Below are 16063 nucleotides of genomic sequence, written 5' to 3' on the forward strand. Positions count from 1 at the left end.
CCTGGAGGGGCGGTGTTCACATCCCGCAGGGGACCACGCGGCTTCCTGGCATTGTGCGTGGGAATCGGCACATTTATGACGCCGTGGATGATCCGGGAATGCCGATGGCAGCTCCGGTTGCATAAAATCGCTGCCCCTTACCGGACATTTTATATAAATCATCTAAAATATCTTCACCGGAAACGTTTCAGGTCAATTTTCGGGTGTTGAACCGGACAATTTTGGGTGTAAACTTCGAATATTACTATAGGACGATTGCAAGCGCTTCGGGTCTGTAAAAATAGCGCCTTCAATCGATTTGATTTTTGATTGCGTTCAATTTTCCGAGCCGTTCTGGCTCAAATGGAGGATTGAGTGGGGAGTGGGGTGGAAATTGAAGGCACTGATCGAGCTCTTCTGGTTCAAATATTCTCAGCTGCAATATGCGGTGAAATCCGGCGATGATCTGCTGATCAGCATTCTGGATCGCGAGATCGATCCGGTTCTGACGGCGATCTATGAGGAAAAGGCCGGGAACGTCCACGACGCGCGCATGCAGTTCCAGTTCGTCCTCGACCTCCTGCGCAAGGAAGCCGACGACGTCTCGAGCGTTTTGCGTCAGCGCGAGGCCCTGCAGACGCTGGCCGACCGCTATTTCTCCACCGGCAGCAACGAGATTGCCGGACAATCCTGGAAATCGCCGGCTCCGGTTGTGGCCCTCAAGGGCCGGGCCGACGAAGGGTTTCTCAACGAGGCCATCCTTGACTGTTTGCCGGACCGGGTTGCGGTGATCACGCCGGATTATCGCTATCTGTACAGCAATCCCCTCAACGCAGCGCGCCTCGAAGAGCGTCCGATGGATCTCGTTGGACGCCATATTGTCGAGTTCGTCGGCATCCAGCGGTTCGAGCAGCGGGTGAAGCCCAATCTCGACAGGTGTTTTTCCGGCGAACTGGTGGACTATACCTTCGCCAAGGATGTTGGAAACCGCACCGTGGTGGTCCGCTGCCGGATGACACCGTGCATGTCCGGCACGGGCAAGGTCATCGGCGCCATCCTGGTATTGCAGGAAATCGCCGACCGCCGCCGTTCGATTGCGGCCTGAGCGTGAGAGGCGAGGGCGCTTGCCCTCGCGCGATGTCCTCTGAAGACTATTTGTCTGACCACACAGCCAATTCGTAACCATCCGGATCCTGGAACTGAAACCGTCTCCCGCCGGGGAAGGAAAAGGTTTCGACCGTGATGCGGGCGCCGAGCGCTTCCAGCCGCGCTTGGGTTTCAGCAAGATCATCGGCATAGAGGATGATCAGGGGGCCGCCGGGTCTTGCCGTTCCCGTGGTCAAACCGCCGGTCAGGCGGCCGTCGGTGAATTCGCAATATTGTGGCCCGTATTCCGTGAATGACCATCCGAAGGCGCCGCCGTAAAACGCCTTCGAGCGAGCGATATCGGCAACTGCGAACTCGATATTGTCGATCTGGCGGTCCGTGCCCTTCTGTCCCATACTGTCTCTCCTACGAGGCTCTATGCTTCCAATCGTTCTTTCAATGCTATGAGGTCCTTCTTGACCCATGCGGCATCATCGTCGAACTGTTCCTTGCTCATAGCAGGCTGCCTGAGCAGCGTGAACATGACTTCCGCTCCGCTGCCGTTCGCCACGACGCGAAGCGCGTTGTGCACCTGAACTCCTGTTTCCAGTGTGACGAGATGGTCAAGCACGCCGAAATCATTGAGAGGCGTGAAGCGGATGCGGGCATTGCCGAGTGCTCCATGCGCAACCCAGTCCTCGCCATCCGGCTCAAGTCCGGCGGCCAAACCTGATGCCCAGAGGGGCATATTTTCAGGCTTTGCCGCAAACGCGTAGACGTCGCGCCACTGTCTTTCGATGGTGATATGGATGATTTTCGCGTCCATTGCAGCCATGCTGTTTCCTCCGTTCAGATCATTTGCCGTCTGGTTTTTGCAGCCTGCACTGAGGCGTCAAAGACGACCGCGCCATACCGGAAATATATCACTTTCGACAACAATCACTTGTCGTTAATCGATTTGAATGCCAAAACTCCCTCAGCATCTGCGGGGCGTGCCTGGCTCTTGGAGCCTGAGCAAAGTCACCCTGCAACTTCAATCTGGTGGAGCCGTGCGCACGCCCAGCCGGGCTTTGGCACCTTCACTGTCCAACGGAGGCACATACGTGGCACAGGCAGAAATCGGCCTTATCGGTCTTGGCGTTATGGGATCGAATCTGGCGCTCAACATTGCCGAAAAGGGCAACACGATCGCAGTCTTCAACCGCACCGTGGAAGTGACGCGGAAGTTCTATGCCGAAGCCGGCGCGTTGCAGAGCCAGATCGTGCCATGCGAGACCATCGAGGAATTCGTGGCAGCGATCCGCCCGCCACGGCCGATTATCATCATGATCAAGGCCGGCGAGCCGGTCGATCAGCAGATGGAACTGCTCAAGCCCTATCTTGAGAAGAATGACATCATGATCGATGCCGGCAACGCCAATTTCCGCGATACGATGCGCCGCTTCGACAATCTGAAGGATAGCGGCCTGACCTTTATCGGCATGGGCGTTTCCGGTGGCGAGGAGGGCGCCCGCCACGGCCCGTCGATCATGGTCGGCGGCAAGGAGGACTCCTGGAAGCGCGTTGAAAAGGTGCTGACCTCGATCGCTGCGAAATACAATGACGATCCCTGCGTTGCCTGGCTCGGCGAAAATGGCGCAGGCCATTTCGTCAAGACCATCCATAATGGTATCGAATATGCCGACATGCAGATGATCGCCGAAATCTACGGCATCCTGCGCGACGGCCTGAAGATGAGCGCCACCGAAATCGGCGAGGTCTTTGGCGAGTGGAATAAGGGCCGCCTGAATTCCTACCTGATCGAAATCACCGAGAAGGTGCTGAAAGCGGCCGATCCGATCACCGGCAAGCCGATCGTCGATCTCATCCTCGACAAGGCCGGCCAGAAGGGCACCGGCAAATGGTCGGTCATCGAGGCGCAGAACATGGGCATTCCGGCGACCGCGATTGAAGCCGCAGTTGCTGCCCGCAGCATCTCGTCGGTGAAGGGCGAGCGCGAAGCGGCTGAAAAGGTACTGGGCCTGCCTGCTGTCGGTGAGTTCAACGTTGCCGACAAGACTGCGTTCCTCAAGGATCTGGAAAGCGCGCTGCTGGCCGCCAAGATCGGCGCCTATGCGCAGGGCTTTGCCGTGATGGCCGAAGCGTCGCGCGAGTTCAACTGGAACCTGCCGATGCCGACGATCGCCAAAATCTGGCGCGCCGGCTGCATCATCCGCTCGGCCTTCCTCGACGAAATCACCACCGCCTTCACCAAGGACCCGAATGTTGCCAACCTGATCGTGACACCGGCCTTCTCCGGCATGGTCAAGGAAACCGACGGCGCGCTTCGCCGGGTCGTGTCGGCAGCCGTGCTCGGCGGCCTGCCGGTTCCAGCGCTCGCCTCGGCACTCGGCTATTTCGACAGCTACCGCCGCGGCCGCGGCACGGCAAACGTCATCCAGGCGCAGCGCGACTTCTTCGGCGCTCACGGTTTCGACCGTATCGACGGTGCCGATTCGCACCATGGCCCCTGGGGCAGCGGCCTCATCGCCTGATCGCGTTTCATTATCTTGAAACAACAAAGCCCGCGTGGAGTGGTCCACGCGGGCTTATCAATGGCACCTCTTCAGTTAAATAGCTTTGCTGAGGCTTTGCAATTCTTCCGCAGGCGTGCCGGCAATGCGGGCAATCACGGCCTTGGCCAGTTCCCGGCCTGCATGGCGGATGTCCTCGTTCACGGTGATGACTTCCGGCCGCAGCCAGCTCAGGAAATCGCTCGGTACTTTGGAGACCATATCGACATCATGCCTCAGCCGTTTTCCGACCGCTTCAAGACCGGCAATGACCGCGATCGAGCCTGCGCCGGAGCCGGAGACGATGCCGTCAGGCGCATCCGGCGCACCCATCAGGCTTTCGAAAGCAGCGCGGATATCCACCAGGCTATTGTCGATATCGACGGAATTGAACGGTACGGCCTCGATCCCGAAATCGCGGACGGCCCGGTCAAACCCCTTTCGCATATGCCGGTGGAAGGTCAGATGCTGCGGCGGCTGCAGGATGACGATGCGCTTTCGCCCAAGTTCGGCCAGGCGCCGCACGGCCTCATAGGCAAAGCCTTCATTGTCGAAGTCATGATAGGGGTGGGTCAGCCCCATATCGGTGCGCCCATGCGTGGCGAAGGGAAAATTCCGCTCCATCATCAGGGCAACCCGGGGGTCGTTCGGTTCGGTCCGTGAGATGATCACGCCGTCGGCCGCGCCCGTGTCGAGCACGTAGCGCACCGGCGCCAGCGCGTCCTTGGAGAAGCGGTATGGCGTGATGACGAGGTGATAGCCCGTCGAGGCCAGGATTTCGGAAATACCGACGACGATCGGGCTGGTCAGGCCCATCACCTCTTCCTCAAGCGAGAGCACAAGGCTGATCACATTGGTCTTGCCGGTGCGCAGCCTGACGCCGGCGCGGTTGGGCTGATACCCGACCTGTTTGGCAACCAGGCGCACGCGCTCCTTGGTTTCAGCGCCAATATCGGGAGCATCCTTCAGCGCACGCGATACGGTGGTGATGCCAAGGCCGGTCATGAAGGCGATTGTCTTCAGGGTGGGGCGATCATTCATCGAGGCCGGGTGCGCCGCCTGCCGGCTTTTGTTTTTGTCGTCCATTCCCGTCCGTCGCTTTCCATGTTCAGACCGTTCCATCGCGAGGATGGAGCCTGCCTGCAGCAGTTTAAAAGGTCCTGCCTTGCCTTATATCCGATTCACAACCTGGAGGCACCCACGGCCTGATCTCTTCCCTTGTCTCGAAATCTGTAACGATACAGTAGCGTTGTCGAGCGGTTTTTTTCGTCTCACTAAAGTTGCTCCCGGAACGGTTGAATGATGCGCCGCACCAAAATCGACTGCAGATGCGAGGCTCTTATTCCAGATGGTGTTTATTGCATATTCCCGAAAATATCGCCAAATAACTGCATTTTCAGCAATTTTTAAGGTTATTTTTTCGTTTTGCGCCCTCAACCGAGTTTATTTTGCAGTCGCGAAAATTTACACTCTGGATTGTGTGGAGATTTTTAACCGGAATTTTGCGTTGTAGAGGTTGCGTCTGGAAAACGATTGAACTAAGTTTTTACGGTAACGTTACAGTGAGGGAGGAAAACTCATGAAATTGCGTTTGTTGGCTGCTGCATTGGCGGCGACTGTGGTTTTGCCGTTGGGCATCGCCAACGCTGCCGATCTGGAAGTAACGCATTGGTGGACGTCGGGAGGCGAAGCCGCTGCCGTCGCTGAACTCGCCAAGGCATTCGATGCCACCGGCAATAAATGGGTCGATGGTGCCATCGCCGGTTCCGGCGGCACGGCGCGGCCGATCATGGTCAGCCGCATCACCGGCGGCGATCCGATGGGCGCCACCCAGTTCAACCATGGCCGCCAGGCGGAAGAGCTGGTGCAGGCCGGCCTCATGCGCGACCTGACCGATGTTGCGACCAAGGAAAACTGGAAGGACGTCATCAAGCCGCTGAGCCTGCTCGACAGCTGCACGATCGACGGAAAGATCTATTGCGCCCCGGTCAATATTCATTCCTGGCAGTGGCTCTGGCTGTCCAACGCCGCCTTCAAGACGGCCGGCGTCGAAATTCCGAAGAACTGGGACGAATTCGTCGCTGCCGGTCCCGCACTGGAGAAGGCCGGTATCGTTCCGCTCGCCATCGGTGGCCAGGCCTGGCAGGCAAACGGCGCTTTCGGCGTTCTGGTGATCGCGATTGGCGGCAAGGACGTCTATCAGAAGGTCTTTGCCGACAAGGATGAGGAAGCCGCAGCCGGTCCCGAGATGGTCAAGGTCTTCAAGGCTGCCGACGACGCGCGCCGCCTGTCCAAGGGCACCAACGTGCAGGATTGGAACCAGGCCACCAACATGGTCATCACCGGCAAGGCCGGCGGCCAGATCATGGGCGACTGGGCGCAGGGCGAATTTCAGCTCGCCGGCCAGACGGCCGGTACCGACTATACCTGCCTGCCGGGCCTCGGCGTGAACGAGATCATCTCGACGGGCGGCGATGCCTTCTATTTCCCGCTTCTGGAGGATGAGGAGAAATCGAAGGCGCAGGAAGTGCTCGCCTCGACGCTTCTGAACCCGAAGACGCAGGTTGCCTTCAATCTGAAGAAGGGGTCGCTGCCGGTGCGCGGCGACGTCGATCTGGCGGCCGCCAACGACTGCATGAAAAAAGGTCTCGACATTCTCGCCAAGGGCAATGTTGTCGTGAGTACCGACCAGCTGGTGTCCGCAGACAGCCAGAAGCAGATGGAGGATCTCTTCTCGGAGTTCTTCGCCACACCGGCGATGACGCCGGAAGATGCGCAGAAGCGCTTCGTGGATATCATCGCCGCTGCCGACTGACCGGCACGTCTTTGTGAAAGACCGGCTCTGCAATGCGGGGCCGGTCTGAAGCAAGCTGGCATCTCCTGCCTGCGCTTCATCCTCGCACGAAAACCACGATCCAGGGGAGGGTTGATCCATGACGGGCCAAGCGAATGCCGGCCGGCCAAACCAGTTGCTGCGCAATCTCCATTCAAAGATTGCCTCAATTCCGATGATACTCACCGCCGTCGTCATCTTTCTCGGCGGCACGCTCTGGACGGTGTTTTATTCCTTCACCAATTCCAAGCTCCTGCCGCGCCTCTCCTTCGTCGGGCTCGATCAGTACGAGCGTTTGTGGGCCGCACCGCGCTGGATCGTCTCCATCCAGAACCTTGCCATCTACGGCGTCTTCTCGCTGATCTTCAGCCTGGTCATCGGCTTTCTGCTGGCAGCGCTGATGGATCAGAAGATCCGTTTCGAAAACACCTTCCGGACGATCTTCCTCTATCCTTTCGCCCTGTCCTTCATCGTCACGGGACTTGTGTGGCAATGGATCCTCAATCCTGAATTCGGCATCCAGTCGGTGGTGCGTTCGCTGGGCTGGACGACATTCAGCTTCGATCCGCTGTATACGCCCAGCATCGTCATCTACGGCATTCTGATTGCCGCGCTTTGGCAGGGCACCGGCCTCGTCATGTGCCTGATGCTGGCCGGTCTGCGCGGCATCGACGAAGACATCTGGAAGGCCGCGCGCGTCGATGGCATCCCGATGTGGAAGACCTATCTCTTCATCATCATCCCGATGATGCGTGCCGTCTTCATCACAACGCTGGTGATCATCGCCAGCGGTATCGTGCGCGTCTACGATCTCGTCGTGGCGCAGACCAGCGGCGGGCCCGGCATCTCCTCGGAAGTTCCGGCAAAATACGTCTACGACTACATGTTCCAGGCTCAAAATCTCGGCCAGGGCTTTGCCGCCTCGACCATGATGCTGATCACCGTCGCCATCATCATCGTTCCCTGGGCTTATCTCGAATTCGGAGGACGCAAGCGTGGTTGATATCGCAATGCCTATCGATCCGTCCTCAAAGGCCGGTTCCACCACGAAAATGGCCCCCGGCCCAAGCGGCAGGAAGCCGCGCCCGATGCTTTCGCCGCGCAACATCATGGTCTATGGCGCGCTGCTTTTTGCGGCCGCTTACTATCTGCTGCCGCTCTACGTCATGGTCGTTACCTCGCTCAAGGGCATGCCGGAAATCCGGCTTGGGAATATCTTCTCGCCGCCGATGGAAATTACCTTCGAGCCCTGGGTGAAGGCCTGGTCGAGCGCCTGCACCGGGCTCAACTGCGACGGGCTGTCGCGGGGGTTCTGGAATTCGGTGCGCATCACCATCCCATCGACGCTGTTTTCCATCGCGATCGCCTCGATCAATGGCTATGCGCTGGCCAACTGGCGGTTCAAGGGTGCAGACCTGTTCTTCACCATCCTGATCGTCGGAGCGTTCATTCCTTACCAGGTGATGATCTATCCGATCGTCATCGTGCTGCGCGAACTGGGGCTTTACGGCTCGCTCACCGGCCTGATCATCGTGCATTCGATCTTCGGCATGCCGATCCTGACGCTGCTGTTCCGCAACTATTTCAGTTCGTTGCCGGAGGAACTGTTCAAGGCGGCGCGTGTCGATGGCGCCGGGTTCTGGACGATCTATTTCAAGATCATGCTGCCGATGTCGCTGCCGATCTTCGTGGTCGCGATGATCCTGCAGGTCACCGGGATCTGGAACGACTTCCTGTTCGGTGTCGTGTTCACCCGGCCGGAATATTATCCGATGACCGTCCAGCTCAACAATATCGTCAATTCGGTCCAGGGCGTGAAGGAATACAACGTCAACATGGCGGCCACCATCCTGACCGGCGCCGTGCCGTTGATCGTCTATTTCGTCTCCGGACGGCTTTTCGTCCGTGGCATCGCCGCCGGCGCAGTGAAAGGATAATTGCATGACCATCAACAGCGTATCGGTCAGGGATCTGTCATTGAGCTTCGGTGCCGTCACCGTGCTCGAAACCCTCAATCTTGATGTCCGGGATGGCGAGTTCCTGGTGCTTCTCGGCTCGTCCGGCTGCGGGAAATCGACCCTTCTGAATTGCATCGCCGGGCTCCTCGACGTCACCGGCGGCCAGATCTTCATCAAGGACAAGAATGTCACCTGGGAAGAGCCGAAGGATCGCGGCATCGGCATGGTGTTTCAGTCCTATGCGCTCTATCCGCAGATGACGGTGGAGGGCAATCTGTCCTTCGGCCTGAAGGTGGCCAAGTTGCCGCAGGCGGAAATCGACAAGCGGGTGGCGCGCGCCGCCGAAATCCTGCAGATCCAGCCGCTCTTGAAACGCAAGCCTTCGGAACTCTCCGGCGGCCAGCGCCAGCGCGTGGCCATCGGCCGGGCTTTGGTGCGCGATGTCGATGTCTTCCTGTTCGATGAGCCGCTGTCCAATCTCGATGCCAAGCTGCGCTCGGAACTGCGCGTCGAAATCAAGCGGCTGCATCAGTCCTTGAAGAACACGATGATCTACGTCACCCATGACCAGATCGAGGCACTGACGCTGGCCGACCGTATTGCGGTGATGAAAAGCGGCGTCATCCAGCAGCTGGCCGATCCGATGACGATCTACAACATGCCGGAAAATCTCTTCGTCGCCGGCTTCATCGGCTCGCCCTCGATGAATTTCTTTCGCGGCGAGATCAAGGACAAGAACGGGCGCAAGGTCATCGAGATCAATGGGGTCGATTTCGCCATGGATGCCTATCCGGCCCGTGGGCCCTTGGAGGCCGGCCGCAAGGTCGTGCTCGGGGTGCGTCCGGAACATGTCAAGGTGGATGAGCCGGGTGCTGAGATCCATGACGCGGTCGTCGATATCGAGGAACCGATGGGGGCCGACAATCTCCTGTGGCTGAAGCTTGCCGGGCAGACCATCTCGGTACGCATTGCCGGCGCGCGGCGCTATGCGCCGGGGACGGCGGTGAAACTCAGCTTCGACATGTCGATGGCCTCGGTGTTCGACGCCGTGACGGAGAACAGGATTTAGTCCGTATTTGCGGAGGCTTTCACCCCCCTCTGTCCCTCCGGGACATCTCCCCCTCAAGGGGGGAGATCAGCCGAGAATTCGTGCCACACTTACGGTTGAGGCACTGACGGTTGCGATAATCTCCCCCTTGAGGGGGAGATGTCCCGGAGGGACAGAGGGGGGGTGAAAGCCCCGAACACGAAAATATATTGGATAGTCTCGCATGACCACATTCACCCAGAACACCGCCATCGACCTCTCCGGCGACTGGCAGCTTGCCGCGTCCGACGGCAGCCATGCGTTGACGATCGCCATTCCCGGGGATGTCCACAGCGCGCTGCAGGCGGCAGGCGTGATTGCCGATCCCTATGCCGGGCGCAACGAGGACGATGTGCAGTGGGTGGCGCACAAGGACTGGGTGCTGGAACGGCAGTTTCATCTCGACGCGGCTGATCTGCCCGGAAACTGGTATCTCGACATCGAAAGCCTCGACACCGTTGCCGATGTCTATGTCAACGATCAGCTGGTGCTCACCGCCGACAATTGCTTCCGGCGCTACCGCCCGGATGTTGCGTGGGCCTTGAGCGAGGGCGAAAACAAGCTGCGCATTGTCCTTCATTCCGCAATTGCTGCGGGCGTGGAGCGGCAGGCGGCCCAGCCATTCTACATTCCCTATTCGACCGGCAATTCGCCGATCGCCAATGGCAACATGCTGCGCAAGCCGCAATGCCATTTCGGTTGGGACTGGAATATCGCCATTGCCCCGCTCGGCATCTATGGCGAGATCGCGCTCAAGAAATTTGCCGTTGCGCGCATCGAGCATGTGACGACGCGGCAGGTGCCGCGTGTCGGCGGTGCTATCGATCTTCATGTGACGGTGACGCTGTCTGCAACCGAGCCCGGCACCATCGGCCTCGATCTCGCGCTGGACGGCGAGCAAAAGCGGCTGGACTGCACGGTCACTGCCGGTGAAACGCGGATCACCCAGATCTTGACCGTCGAAAACCCGAAACTCTGGTGGCCGGCGGGCAGCGGCGAACAGGCCGTGTCGGTGCTGACGGTCTCGCTGCCGGGCGAAACCGTCTCCCGTCAGATCGGCTTTCGCACCGTCGAACTGCTGACCGACGCGGATGCGGCGGGCAGCCGGTTTGCATTCCGTGTCAATGGCCGCGAAATCTTTTGCCGTGGCGCCAACTGGATCCCGGCCGACGCGCTGGCCTCGCGGGTGGCGCGGGCGGGCGTCGAGGATCTGCTGCAATCGGCCGTCGATGCCAACATGAACATGATCCGCATCTGGGGCGGTGGCTTCTACGAGCCGGACTGGTTCTATGATCTGTGCGACCGGCTGGGCATCATGGTCTGGCAGGACTTCATGTTTGCCTGCAATCTCTATCCCTCGACGCCGGATTTCCTCGACAATGTCGCAGCCGAGGTCGCATATCAGGTCAAGCGCCTGTCCTCGCATCCCTCCATCGTACTGTGGTGCGGCGATAACGAACTGGTCGGCGCGCTCACCTGGTTTGAGGAAAGCCGCAGGGATCGTGACCGCTATCTCGTCTCCTATGACCGTCTCAACCGGGTGATCGAGACGGGTATCAAGGCGGCCGCCCCTGAGGCGATCTGGTGGCCGTCAAGCCCATCGGTCGGGCCGCTCAATTTCGGCGATGCCTGGCATGCCGATGGCTCCGGCGACATGCATTACTGGTCGGTCTGGCACGAGAACAGGTCGTTCGACAATTACCGCACCGTGCGGCCGCGTTTCTGCTCGGAATTTGGCTTCCAGTCCTACACCTCGATGCCGGTCATCCGGCAGTTTGCCGGGCAGAAGGACCTGAACGTCGCTTCGCCGGTCATCGAAGCGCATCAGAAGAATGCCGGTGGCAATGAGCGGATCGCCGCCACCATGTTCCGTTATTTCCGGTTCCCGAAGGATTTTTCCAATTTCGTCTATCTCAGTCAGATCCAGCAGGGGCTGGCGATCCGCACCGCCGTGGATTTCTGGCGGTCGCTGAAACCGCATTGCATGGGGACGCTCTACTGGCAGCTCAACGACACCTGGCCGGTCGCCTCATGGGCGAGCCTCGATTATGGCGGCAACTGGAAGGCCATGCATTATATGACCCGCCGGTTCTTCCAGCCGGTCACCGTTGCCGCGATCCCGTCCGATGACGGCAAGACGATCAGCTTTTCCATGGTCAACGACACGCAAGCGCCGGTCACGGTCGCGCTTCAAACGTTCCTTGTGACGCTCTCAGGCGAAAAACGGCCTTTGATGGCCGCAGCCGGGACCTGCAGCCCGGATCGCGCGGCAACGCTGATGACAATGACGGCATCGGATATTCCAAAGGACGAAGTGCTGTTCTGGTCGTTCGAAGCTTCAAACGGCATGCGGGGCGAGGGGCATCATGTTGCCGGCACCTACAAGGCGCTGGATCTGCAGCCCTCCGGCCTGTCCATCTTGGCAATTCCAACCGGCGACGGTTCCTTCGGGGTTACCGTGTCTGCCACTGGCCTTGCCTTGCATGTGATGATGGAAGCCGATGCCGAGGGCCGTTATTCCGACAACGCCTTCGATCTGACGGCTGGCGAAAGCCGCGTCATCCGCTTCACCCCCAGACAGCCGCTGGCTGAAGGCAGCGTGCCGGTCTTTACCGGCTACGACCTGCAGTCCTGCCAGGGCAACGGATAGGAGACCACGATGCTGCGAAGCGAAGTCAATGCCATCATCGAGAAAAGCGACGCCTTCATGCGCCAGCATGGTTTCGTCCTGCCGCCATTCGCCTATTGGTCACCGGATGAGTTGAAAACGCGGGTTGCGTCGGACACCCCGTCGATCCGCGATACGCGGCTCGGGTGGGATATCACGGATTACGGCAAGGACCGGTTCAGTGCGTTTGGCCTCGTGCTCTTCACGCTGCGCAATGGTTCGGCCGCAGCGCTCGCCCATGGCCGTGGCATGCTCTATGCCGAAAAGCTGATGATTACCGCCAAGGACCAGGTCAATCCGCTGCACCGGCATGCGGTCAAGACCGAGGATATCATCAATCGCGGCGGTGGCACGCTGGTGCTGCAGATGTACAATTCGCTGCCGGACGGCGATGTCGATGAAGCAACGGATGTGGTGGTGGCGGCAGATGCGCGGCTGCGCACGCTGAAGGCCGGCTCTTTCCTGCGCCTGTCACCCGGCGAAAGCGTCACACTCTTGCCTGGAAACTGGCATGCCTTCTGGGCTGAGGGTGCCGATGTGCTGATGGGTGAGGTTTCCACCGTCAACGACGATCTCACCGACAATTATTTCCGCGAGCCTGTCGGCCGCTTTTCCACCATCCAGGAAGACATCAAGCCGAGCCATCTCTTGGTGTCGGACTATGACACCTGGCTTTCGTAATCGATCCCCTTTCCCAATCGATCCCAAGGAGACATTCCCATGCAGACCGTCAGCTTCCAGCTTTACAGCGCCCGAAATTTCCCGCCGCTCGCCGATGTCCTAAAGACCGTCGGTGCCGCCGGCTACACGCAGGTCGAAGGTTATGGCGCGCTCTATGCCGCCCTCGACGATGCGGCCCTCGTGGCGCTGAAAGCCGACATGGACAAGAGCGGCGTCACCATGCCGTCGGCGCATTTCGGGCTCGATCTGCTCGAATCCGATCCGGCGCGGGCCGTCCATATCGCCCAGACGCTCGGCATCCAATCGATCTACTGCCCTCATCTCGCTGCAGACCAGCGGCCGGCCGATGCGAGCGGCTGGAAGGCTTTTGGGGCGCGGCTGGAAAAGGCAGGGCAACCCTTCCGGGATGCCGGTCTCGATTTCGGCTGGCACAATCATGATTTCGAATTCGCCGCCTTGCCGGACGGGTCGGTCCCGCAAACCCATATTTTTGCCGGTGGGCCGAACCTGTCCTGGGAAGCCGATATCGCCTGGATCATTCGCGGCGGTGCCGACCCCTTCGCCTGGATCGAGACATACGGCCACCGCATCACCGCCGTCCACGTCAAGGATATCGCGCCGACCGGGGAGAATACCGATCAGGACGGCTGGGCCGATGTTGGCCACGGCACCGTCGAATGGGCGAAACTCTTCAAGGCGCTGTCTGCGACACCTGCCAAATATTACATCGTCGAGCACGACAATCCCAAGGATTACAAGGCGACGGCCGAGCGCTCGATCGCATCGATCAAGACCTATTGAAAGAAAGACAGACCATGACACAGGAACGAGTGACCGGGGAGCTTGGCGTCGGCATCATCGGATGCGGCAATATCTCTACCACCTATTTCACGCTCTCGCCGCTCTTCAAGGGCATCAAGGTTATCGCCTGCGCCGACATCAACCCGGCGGCTGCCGAAATCCGCGCGGCCGAATTTGGCGTCGAGGCACAGACGATCGAGGCGCTGCTGGCCAATCCGCACATCGATATCGTCGTCAACCTGACGATCCCGGATGCGCATTTTCCGGTCTCCAAGATGATCCTGGAAGTCGGCAAACACGTCTATTCCGAAAAGCCGCTGGTCCTGTCCTTGGAACAGGGCGAGCAGTTGCGCGGGATCGCCACGGCCAGCAATCTCAAGGTCGGCTGCGCTCCCGACACGTTCCTCGGCGGCGCTCATCAGCTGGCGCGCGACTATATCGACCAGGGCAAGATCGGCCGCGTCACTTCCGGAACCTGCCACGTCATGAGCCCGGGCATGGAAATGTGGCATCCGAACCCGGATTTCTTCTTCCTGCCCGGCGGCGGCCCGATCCTCGATCTCGGCCCTTACTACATTGCCGATCTCGTCAACCTGATCGGCCCGGTCAAGCGCGTTGCGGCACTGACCTCGATGGCCAATGCAAGCCGCACCATCACCAGCGAGCCGCGCAAGGGCGAGGTCATTCCGGTTGAAACGCCGACCAATATCCATGCGTTGCTCGAATTCCAGAATGGCGCGACAGTCACCCTGTCGGCAAGCTGGGATGTCTGGTCGCACAACCATGCCAATATGGAGCTTTACGGCACGGAGGGCTCGCTGTTCGTGCCGGATCCGAATTTCTTTGGCGGTACGGTGTCGGCAAGTGGGCGCGACAAGGATATCCAGCCGCTGGAAACCTGGGATCATCCGTTCTCCGTTCCCAACCAGGAACACAAGCAGGGCATGATGGCGAATTACCGCACCGCCGGTCTTGCCGACATGGCGCTCGCCATCCTTGATGGCCGGGACGCGCGCTGCTCGCTGGAGCGTGCATTGCACGGCGTCGATGTCATGGTTTCGATCCTGAAATCGGGCGAAGAGGGCCGGTTCATCGAATTGACGACGACCTGCACCCAGCCGGCGGCACTGGGGATCGAGGAAGCCAGGGCTCTCTTGCGCTGAAGCAATTGCGCCAAAAGTGCGCAGCGGTTTTGCGTCCGGAATTGCGCCGGCATAAAGCCAAATCTGGGGGTGCCGGTCAGTATCGCTTTGCACCGTCATCACAATAAAATATACCGGATCTATCCCAATCCTTCCCGGAGCATCGCTGCTCCGGGAATTCCAATTTCAAAGACAGGGCAGGATAACACCATGAGCTGGCAACCGGCTGACAATCGCTATGAGACGATGAAGTACAATCGCTGCGGCAAGACCGGCCTGAAGCTGCCGGCGATCTCGCTCGGCCTGTGGCACAATTTCGGCCATGACACACCGCATGAGCGCAAGCTCGACATGTGCCGCATGGCGTTCGACCTCGGCATCACCCATTTCGATCTTGCCAACAATTACGGCCCGCCTCAGGGCTCGGCTGAAACCGCATTCGGCGACATCCTGCGCACCGATTTTGCCGGCCTGCGCGACGAGCTGATCATCTCGTCCAAGGCCGGCTATGACATGTGGCCGGGTCCTTACGGCGAATGGGGCAGCCGCAAGTACCTGATCGCGTCCTGCGACCAGAGCCTTGCGCGCATGGGTCTCGATTATGTCGACATCTTCTATTCGCATCGCTTCGATCCGGAAACGCCGCTGGAGGAAACCTGCGCTGCGCTCGATCATATCGTCCGCTCGGGCAGGGCGCTTTATGTGGGCATCTCCTCCTACAATTCGCAGCGCACCCGCGAAGCCGCGGCGATCCTGAAGGATCTCGGCACGCCGCTGATCATCCATCAGCCGAGCTATTCGATGCTGAACCGCTGGGTCGAGGATGACGGTCTGGTCGATACGCTGGATGATGTCGGTGCCGGCTCGATCGTGTTCTCGCCCTTGGCGCAGGGCATGCTGACGACGAAATATCTCGGCGGCATTCCAGCCGACAGCCGCGCGGCGCAGAACCACTTCCTCAAGAAGGACTTCATCCGCCCGTCGATCCTCGACAATATCCGCAAACTCAACGAGATCGCCGAAAAGCGCGGCCAGACCTTGGCGCAGATGGCGATCGCCTGGGTGCTGCGGGGCGGCCGTATCACCTCGGCGCTGATCGGCGCCAGCCGCTCCTCGCAGATCGTCGACTGCGTGGCAGCGCTCGACAACGACACGTTCACGCCGGAAGAACTGGCGGAAATCGATATCTACGCGAAGGAAGCCGACATAAACCTGTGGGCCTCGTCGGCCGAGCGCGACTAAGCACTGTTCTCAGTTACAACAGAAAGAGCCACCG

General features: G+C 59.7%; 14 protein-coding genes. 11 read left to right on the forward strand and 3 right to left on the reverse strand.

From position 1 onward, the window contains the following. The first annotated feature begins 373 nt into the window (after window positions 1–373). Window positions 374–1084, forward strand: a complete 711-nt coding sequence (locus PYR65_RS11530; protein ID WP_276118078.1) for a PAS domain-containing protein — start codon at window positions 374–376, stop codon at window positions 1082–1084. A gap of 46 nt (window positions 1085–1130) precedes the next feature. Here PYR65_RS11530 and PYR65_RS11535 read toward each other — a convergent pair whose 3' ends face one another. Together PYR65_RS11535 and PYR65_RS11540 are read right to left on the reverse strand one after the other, a co-directional pair. Beyond that, a complete protein-coding gene (locus PYR65_RS11535; protein WP_060640407.1) occupies window positions 1131–1481 on the reverse strand; it encodes a VOC family protein in 351 nt (116 codons plus the stop codon). Between the two features lie 20 nt (window positions 1482–1501). Then, complete coding sequence (locus PYR65_RS11540) at window positions 1502–1900, reverse strand: SRPBCC family protein (protein WP_276118079.1); 399 nt, start codon at window positions 1898–1900, stop codon at window positions 1502–1504. 268 nt (window positions 1901–2168) lie between these two features. On the opposite strand from PYR65_RS11540, the gene gndA reads away from it, so the two are divergent. Further along, entirely contained in the window at window positions 2169–3599 is a 1431-nt protein-coding gene (gene gndA, locus PYR65_RS11545; RefSeq protein ID WP_276118080.1) for an NADP-dependent phosphogluconate dehydrogenase, read from the forward strand. Window positions 3600–3674: 75 nt separating this feature from the next. Here gndA and PYR65_RS11550 read toward each other — a convergent pair whose 3' ends face one another. After that, window positions 3675–4703 carry a LacI family transcriptional regulator gene (locus PYR65_RS11550; RefSeq protein WP_276118081.1) on the reverse strand — a complete coding sequence of 343 codons (1029 nt, stop codon included), beginning with the start codon at window positions 4701–4703 and terminating at the stop codon, window positions 3675–3677. A gap of 493 nt (window positions 4704–5196) precedes the next feature. Between PYR65_RS11550 and PYR65_RS11555 the strand changes: the two genes are divergently transcribed. From PYR65_RS11555 to mgrA, 9 genes are all read left to right on the forward strand, one after another. Beyond that, window positions 5197–6432, forward strand: coding sequence for an ABC transporter substrate-binding protein (locus PYR65_RS11555; RefSeq protein ID WP_276118082.1), 1236 nt, complete (start codon window positions 5197–5199; stop codon window positions 6430–6432). Window positions 6433–6550: 118 nt separating this feature from the next. After that, window positions 6551–7453, forward strand: coding sequence for a carbohydrate ABC transporter permease (locus PYR65_RS11560; protein ID WP_060640402.1), 903 nt, complete (start codon window positions 6551–6553; stop codon window positions 7451–7453). A 7-nt stretch (window positions 7454–7460) separates the two neighbouring features. Next, window positions 7461–8387: a carbohydrate ABC transporter permease gene (locus tag PYR65_RS11565; RefSeq protein WP_276121041.1), complete on the forward strand. Its 927-nt coding sequence runs from the start codon at window positions 7461–7463 to the stop codon at window positions 8385–8387. Between the two features lie 10 nt (window positions 8388–8397). Then, a complete protein-coding gene (locus tag PYR65_RS11570; protein ID WP_276121042.1) occupies window positions 8398–9477 on the forward strand; it encodes an ABC transporter ATP-binding protein in 1080 nt (359 codons plus the stop codon). A gap of 202 nt (window positions 9478–9679) precedes the next feature. Next, entirely contained in the window at window positions 9680–12145 is a 2466-nt protein-coding gene (locus PYR65_RS11575) for a beta-mannosidase (RefSeq protein WP_276118083.1), read from the forward strand. Window positions 12146–12154: 9 nt separating this feature from the next. Next, complete coding sequence (locus PYR65_RS11580; RefSeq protein ID WP_276118084.1) at window positions 12155–12844, forward strand: D-lyxose/D-mannose family sugar isomerase; 690 nt, start codon at window positions 12155–12157, stop codon at window positions 12842–12844. A 39-nt stretch (window positions 12845–12883) separates the two neighbouring features. Further along, complete coding sequence (locus PYR65_RS11585; RefSeq protein ID WP_276118085.1) at window positions 12884–13645, forward strand: sugar phosphate isomerase/epimerase family protein; 762 nt, start codon at window positions 12884–12886, stop codon at window positions 13643–13645. Between the two features lie 29 nt (window positions 13646–13674). Then, complete coding sequence (locus PYR65_RS11590) at window positions 13675–14808, forward strand: Gfo/Idh/MocA family protein (protein WP_276121043.1); 1134 nt, start codon at window positions 13675–13677, stop codon at window positions 14806–14808. Window positions 14809–14997: 189 nt separating this feature from the next. Continuing rightward, window positions 14998–16029, forward strand: coding sequence for an L-glyceraldehyde 3-phosphate reductase (gene mgrA / locus PYR65_RS11595; RefSeq protein ID WP_276118086.1), 1032 nt, complete (start codon window positions 14998–15000; stop codon window positions 16027–16029). The last annotated feature ends 34 nt before the right edge of the window (window positions 16030–16063 follow it).

Origin of the sequence: Pararhizobium qamdonense (genome assembly GCF_029277445.1) — a bacterium.
GTDB classification, from domain to species: Bacteria; Pseudomonadota; Alphaproteobacteria; order Rhizobiales; family Rhizobiaceae; genus Pararhizobium; species Pararhizobium qamdonense.

Excerpts from the sequence above, each read along its gene's own strand:
- mgrA (WP_276118086.1), top strand. The coding sequence starts at position 14,998 with ATGAGCTGGCAACCGGCTGACAATCGCTATGAGACGATGAAGTACAAT.
- PYR65_RS11580 (WP_276118084.1), top strand. The coding sequence starts at position 12,155 with ATGCTGCGAAGCGAAGTCAATGCCATCATCGAGAAAAGCGACGCCTTC.
- PYR65_RS11575 (WP_276118083.1), top strand. The coding sequence starts at position 9,680 with ATGACCACATTCACCCAGAACACCGCCATCGACCTCTCCGGCGACTGG.
- PYR65_RS11560 (WP_060640402.1), top strand. The coding sequence starts at position 6,551 with ATGACGGGCCAAGCGAATGCCGGCCGGCCAAACCAGTTGCTGCGCAAT.
- PYR65_RS11585 (WP_276118085.1), top strand. The coding sequence starts at position 12,884 with ATGCAGACCGTCAGCTTCCAGCTTTACAGCGCCCGAAATTTCCCGCCG.
- PYR65_RS11550 (WP_276118081.1), bottom strand. The coding sequence starts at position 4,703 with ATGGACGACAAAAACAAAAGCCGGCAGGCGGCGCACCCGGCCTCGATG.
- PYR65_RS11535 (WP_060640407.1), bottom strand. The coding sequence starts at position 1,481 with ATGGGACAGAAGGGCACGGACCGCCAGATCGACAATATCGAGTTCGCA.
- PYR65_RS11565 (WP_276121041.1), top strand. The coding sequence starts at position 7,461 with ATGCCTATCGATCCGTCCTCAAAGGCCGGTTCCACCACGAAAATGGCC.
- PYR65_RS11540 (WP_276118079.1), bottom strand. The coding sequence starts at position 1,900 with ATGGCTGCAATGGACGCGAAAATCATCCATATCACCATCGAAAGACAG.
- PYR65_RS11555 (WP_276118082.1), top strand. The coding sequence starts at position 5,197 with ATGAAATTGCGTTTGTTGGCTGCTGCATTGGCGGCGACTGTGGTTTTG.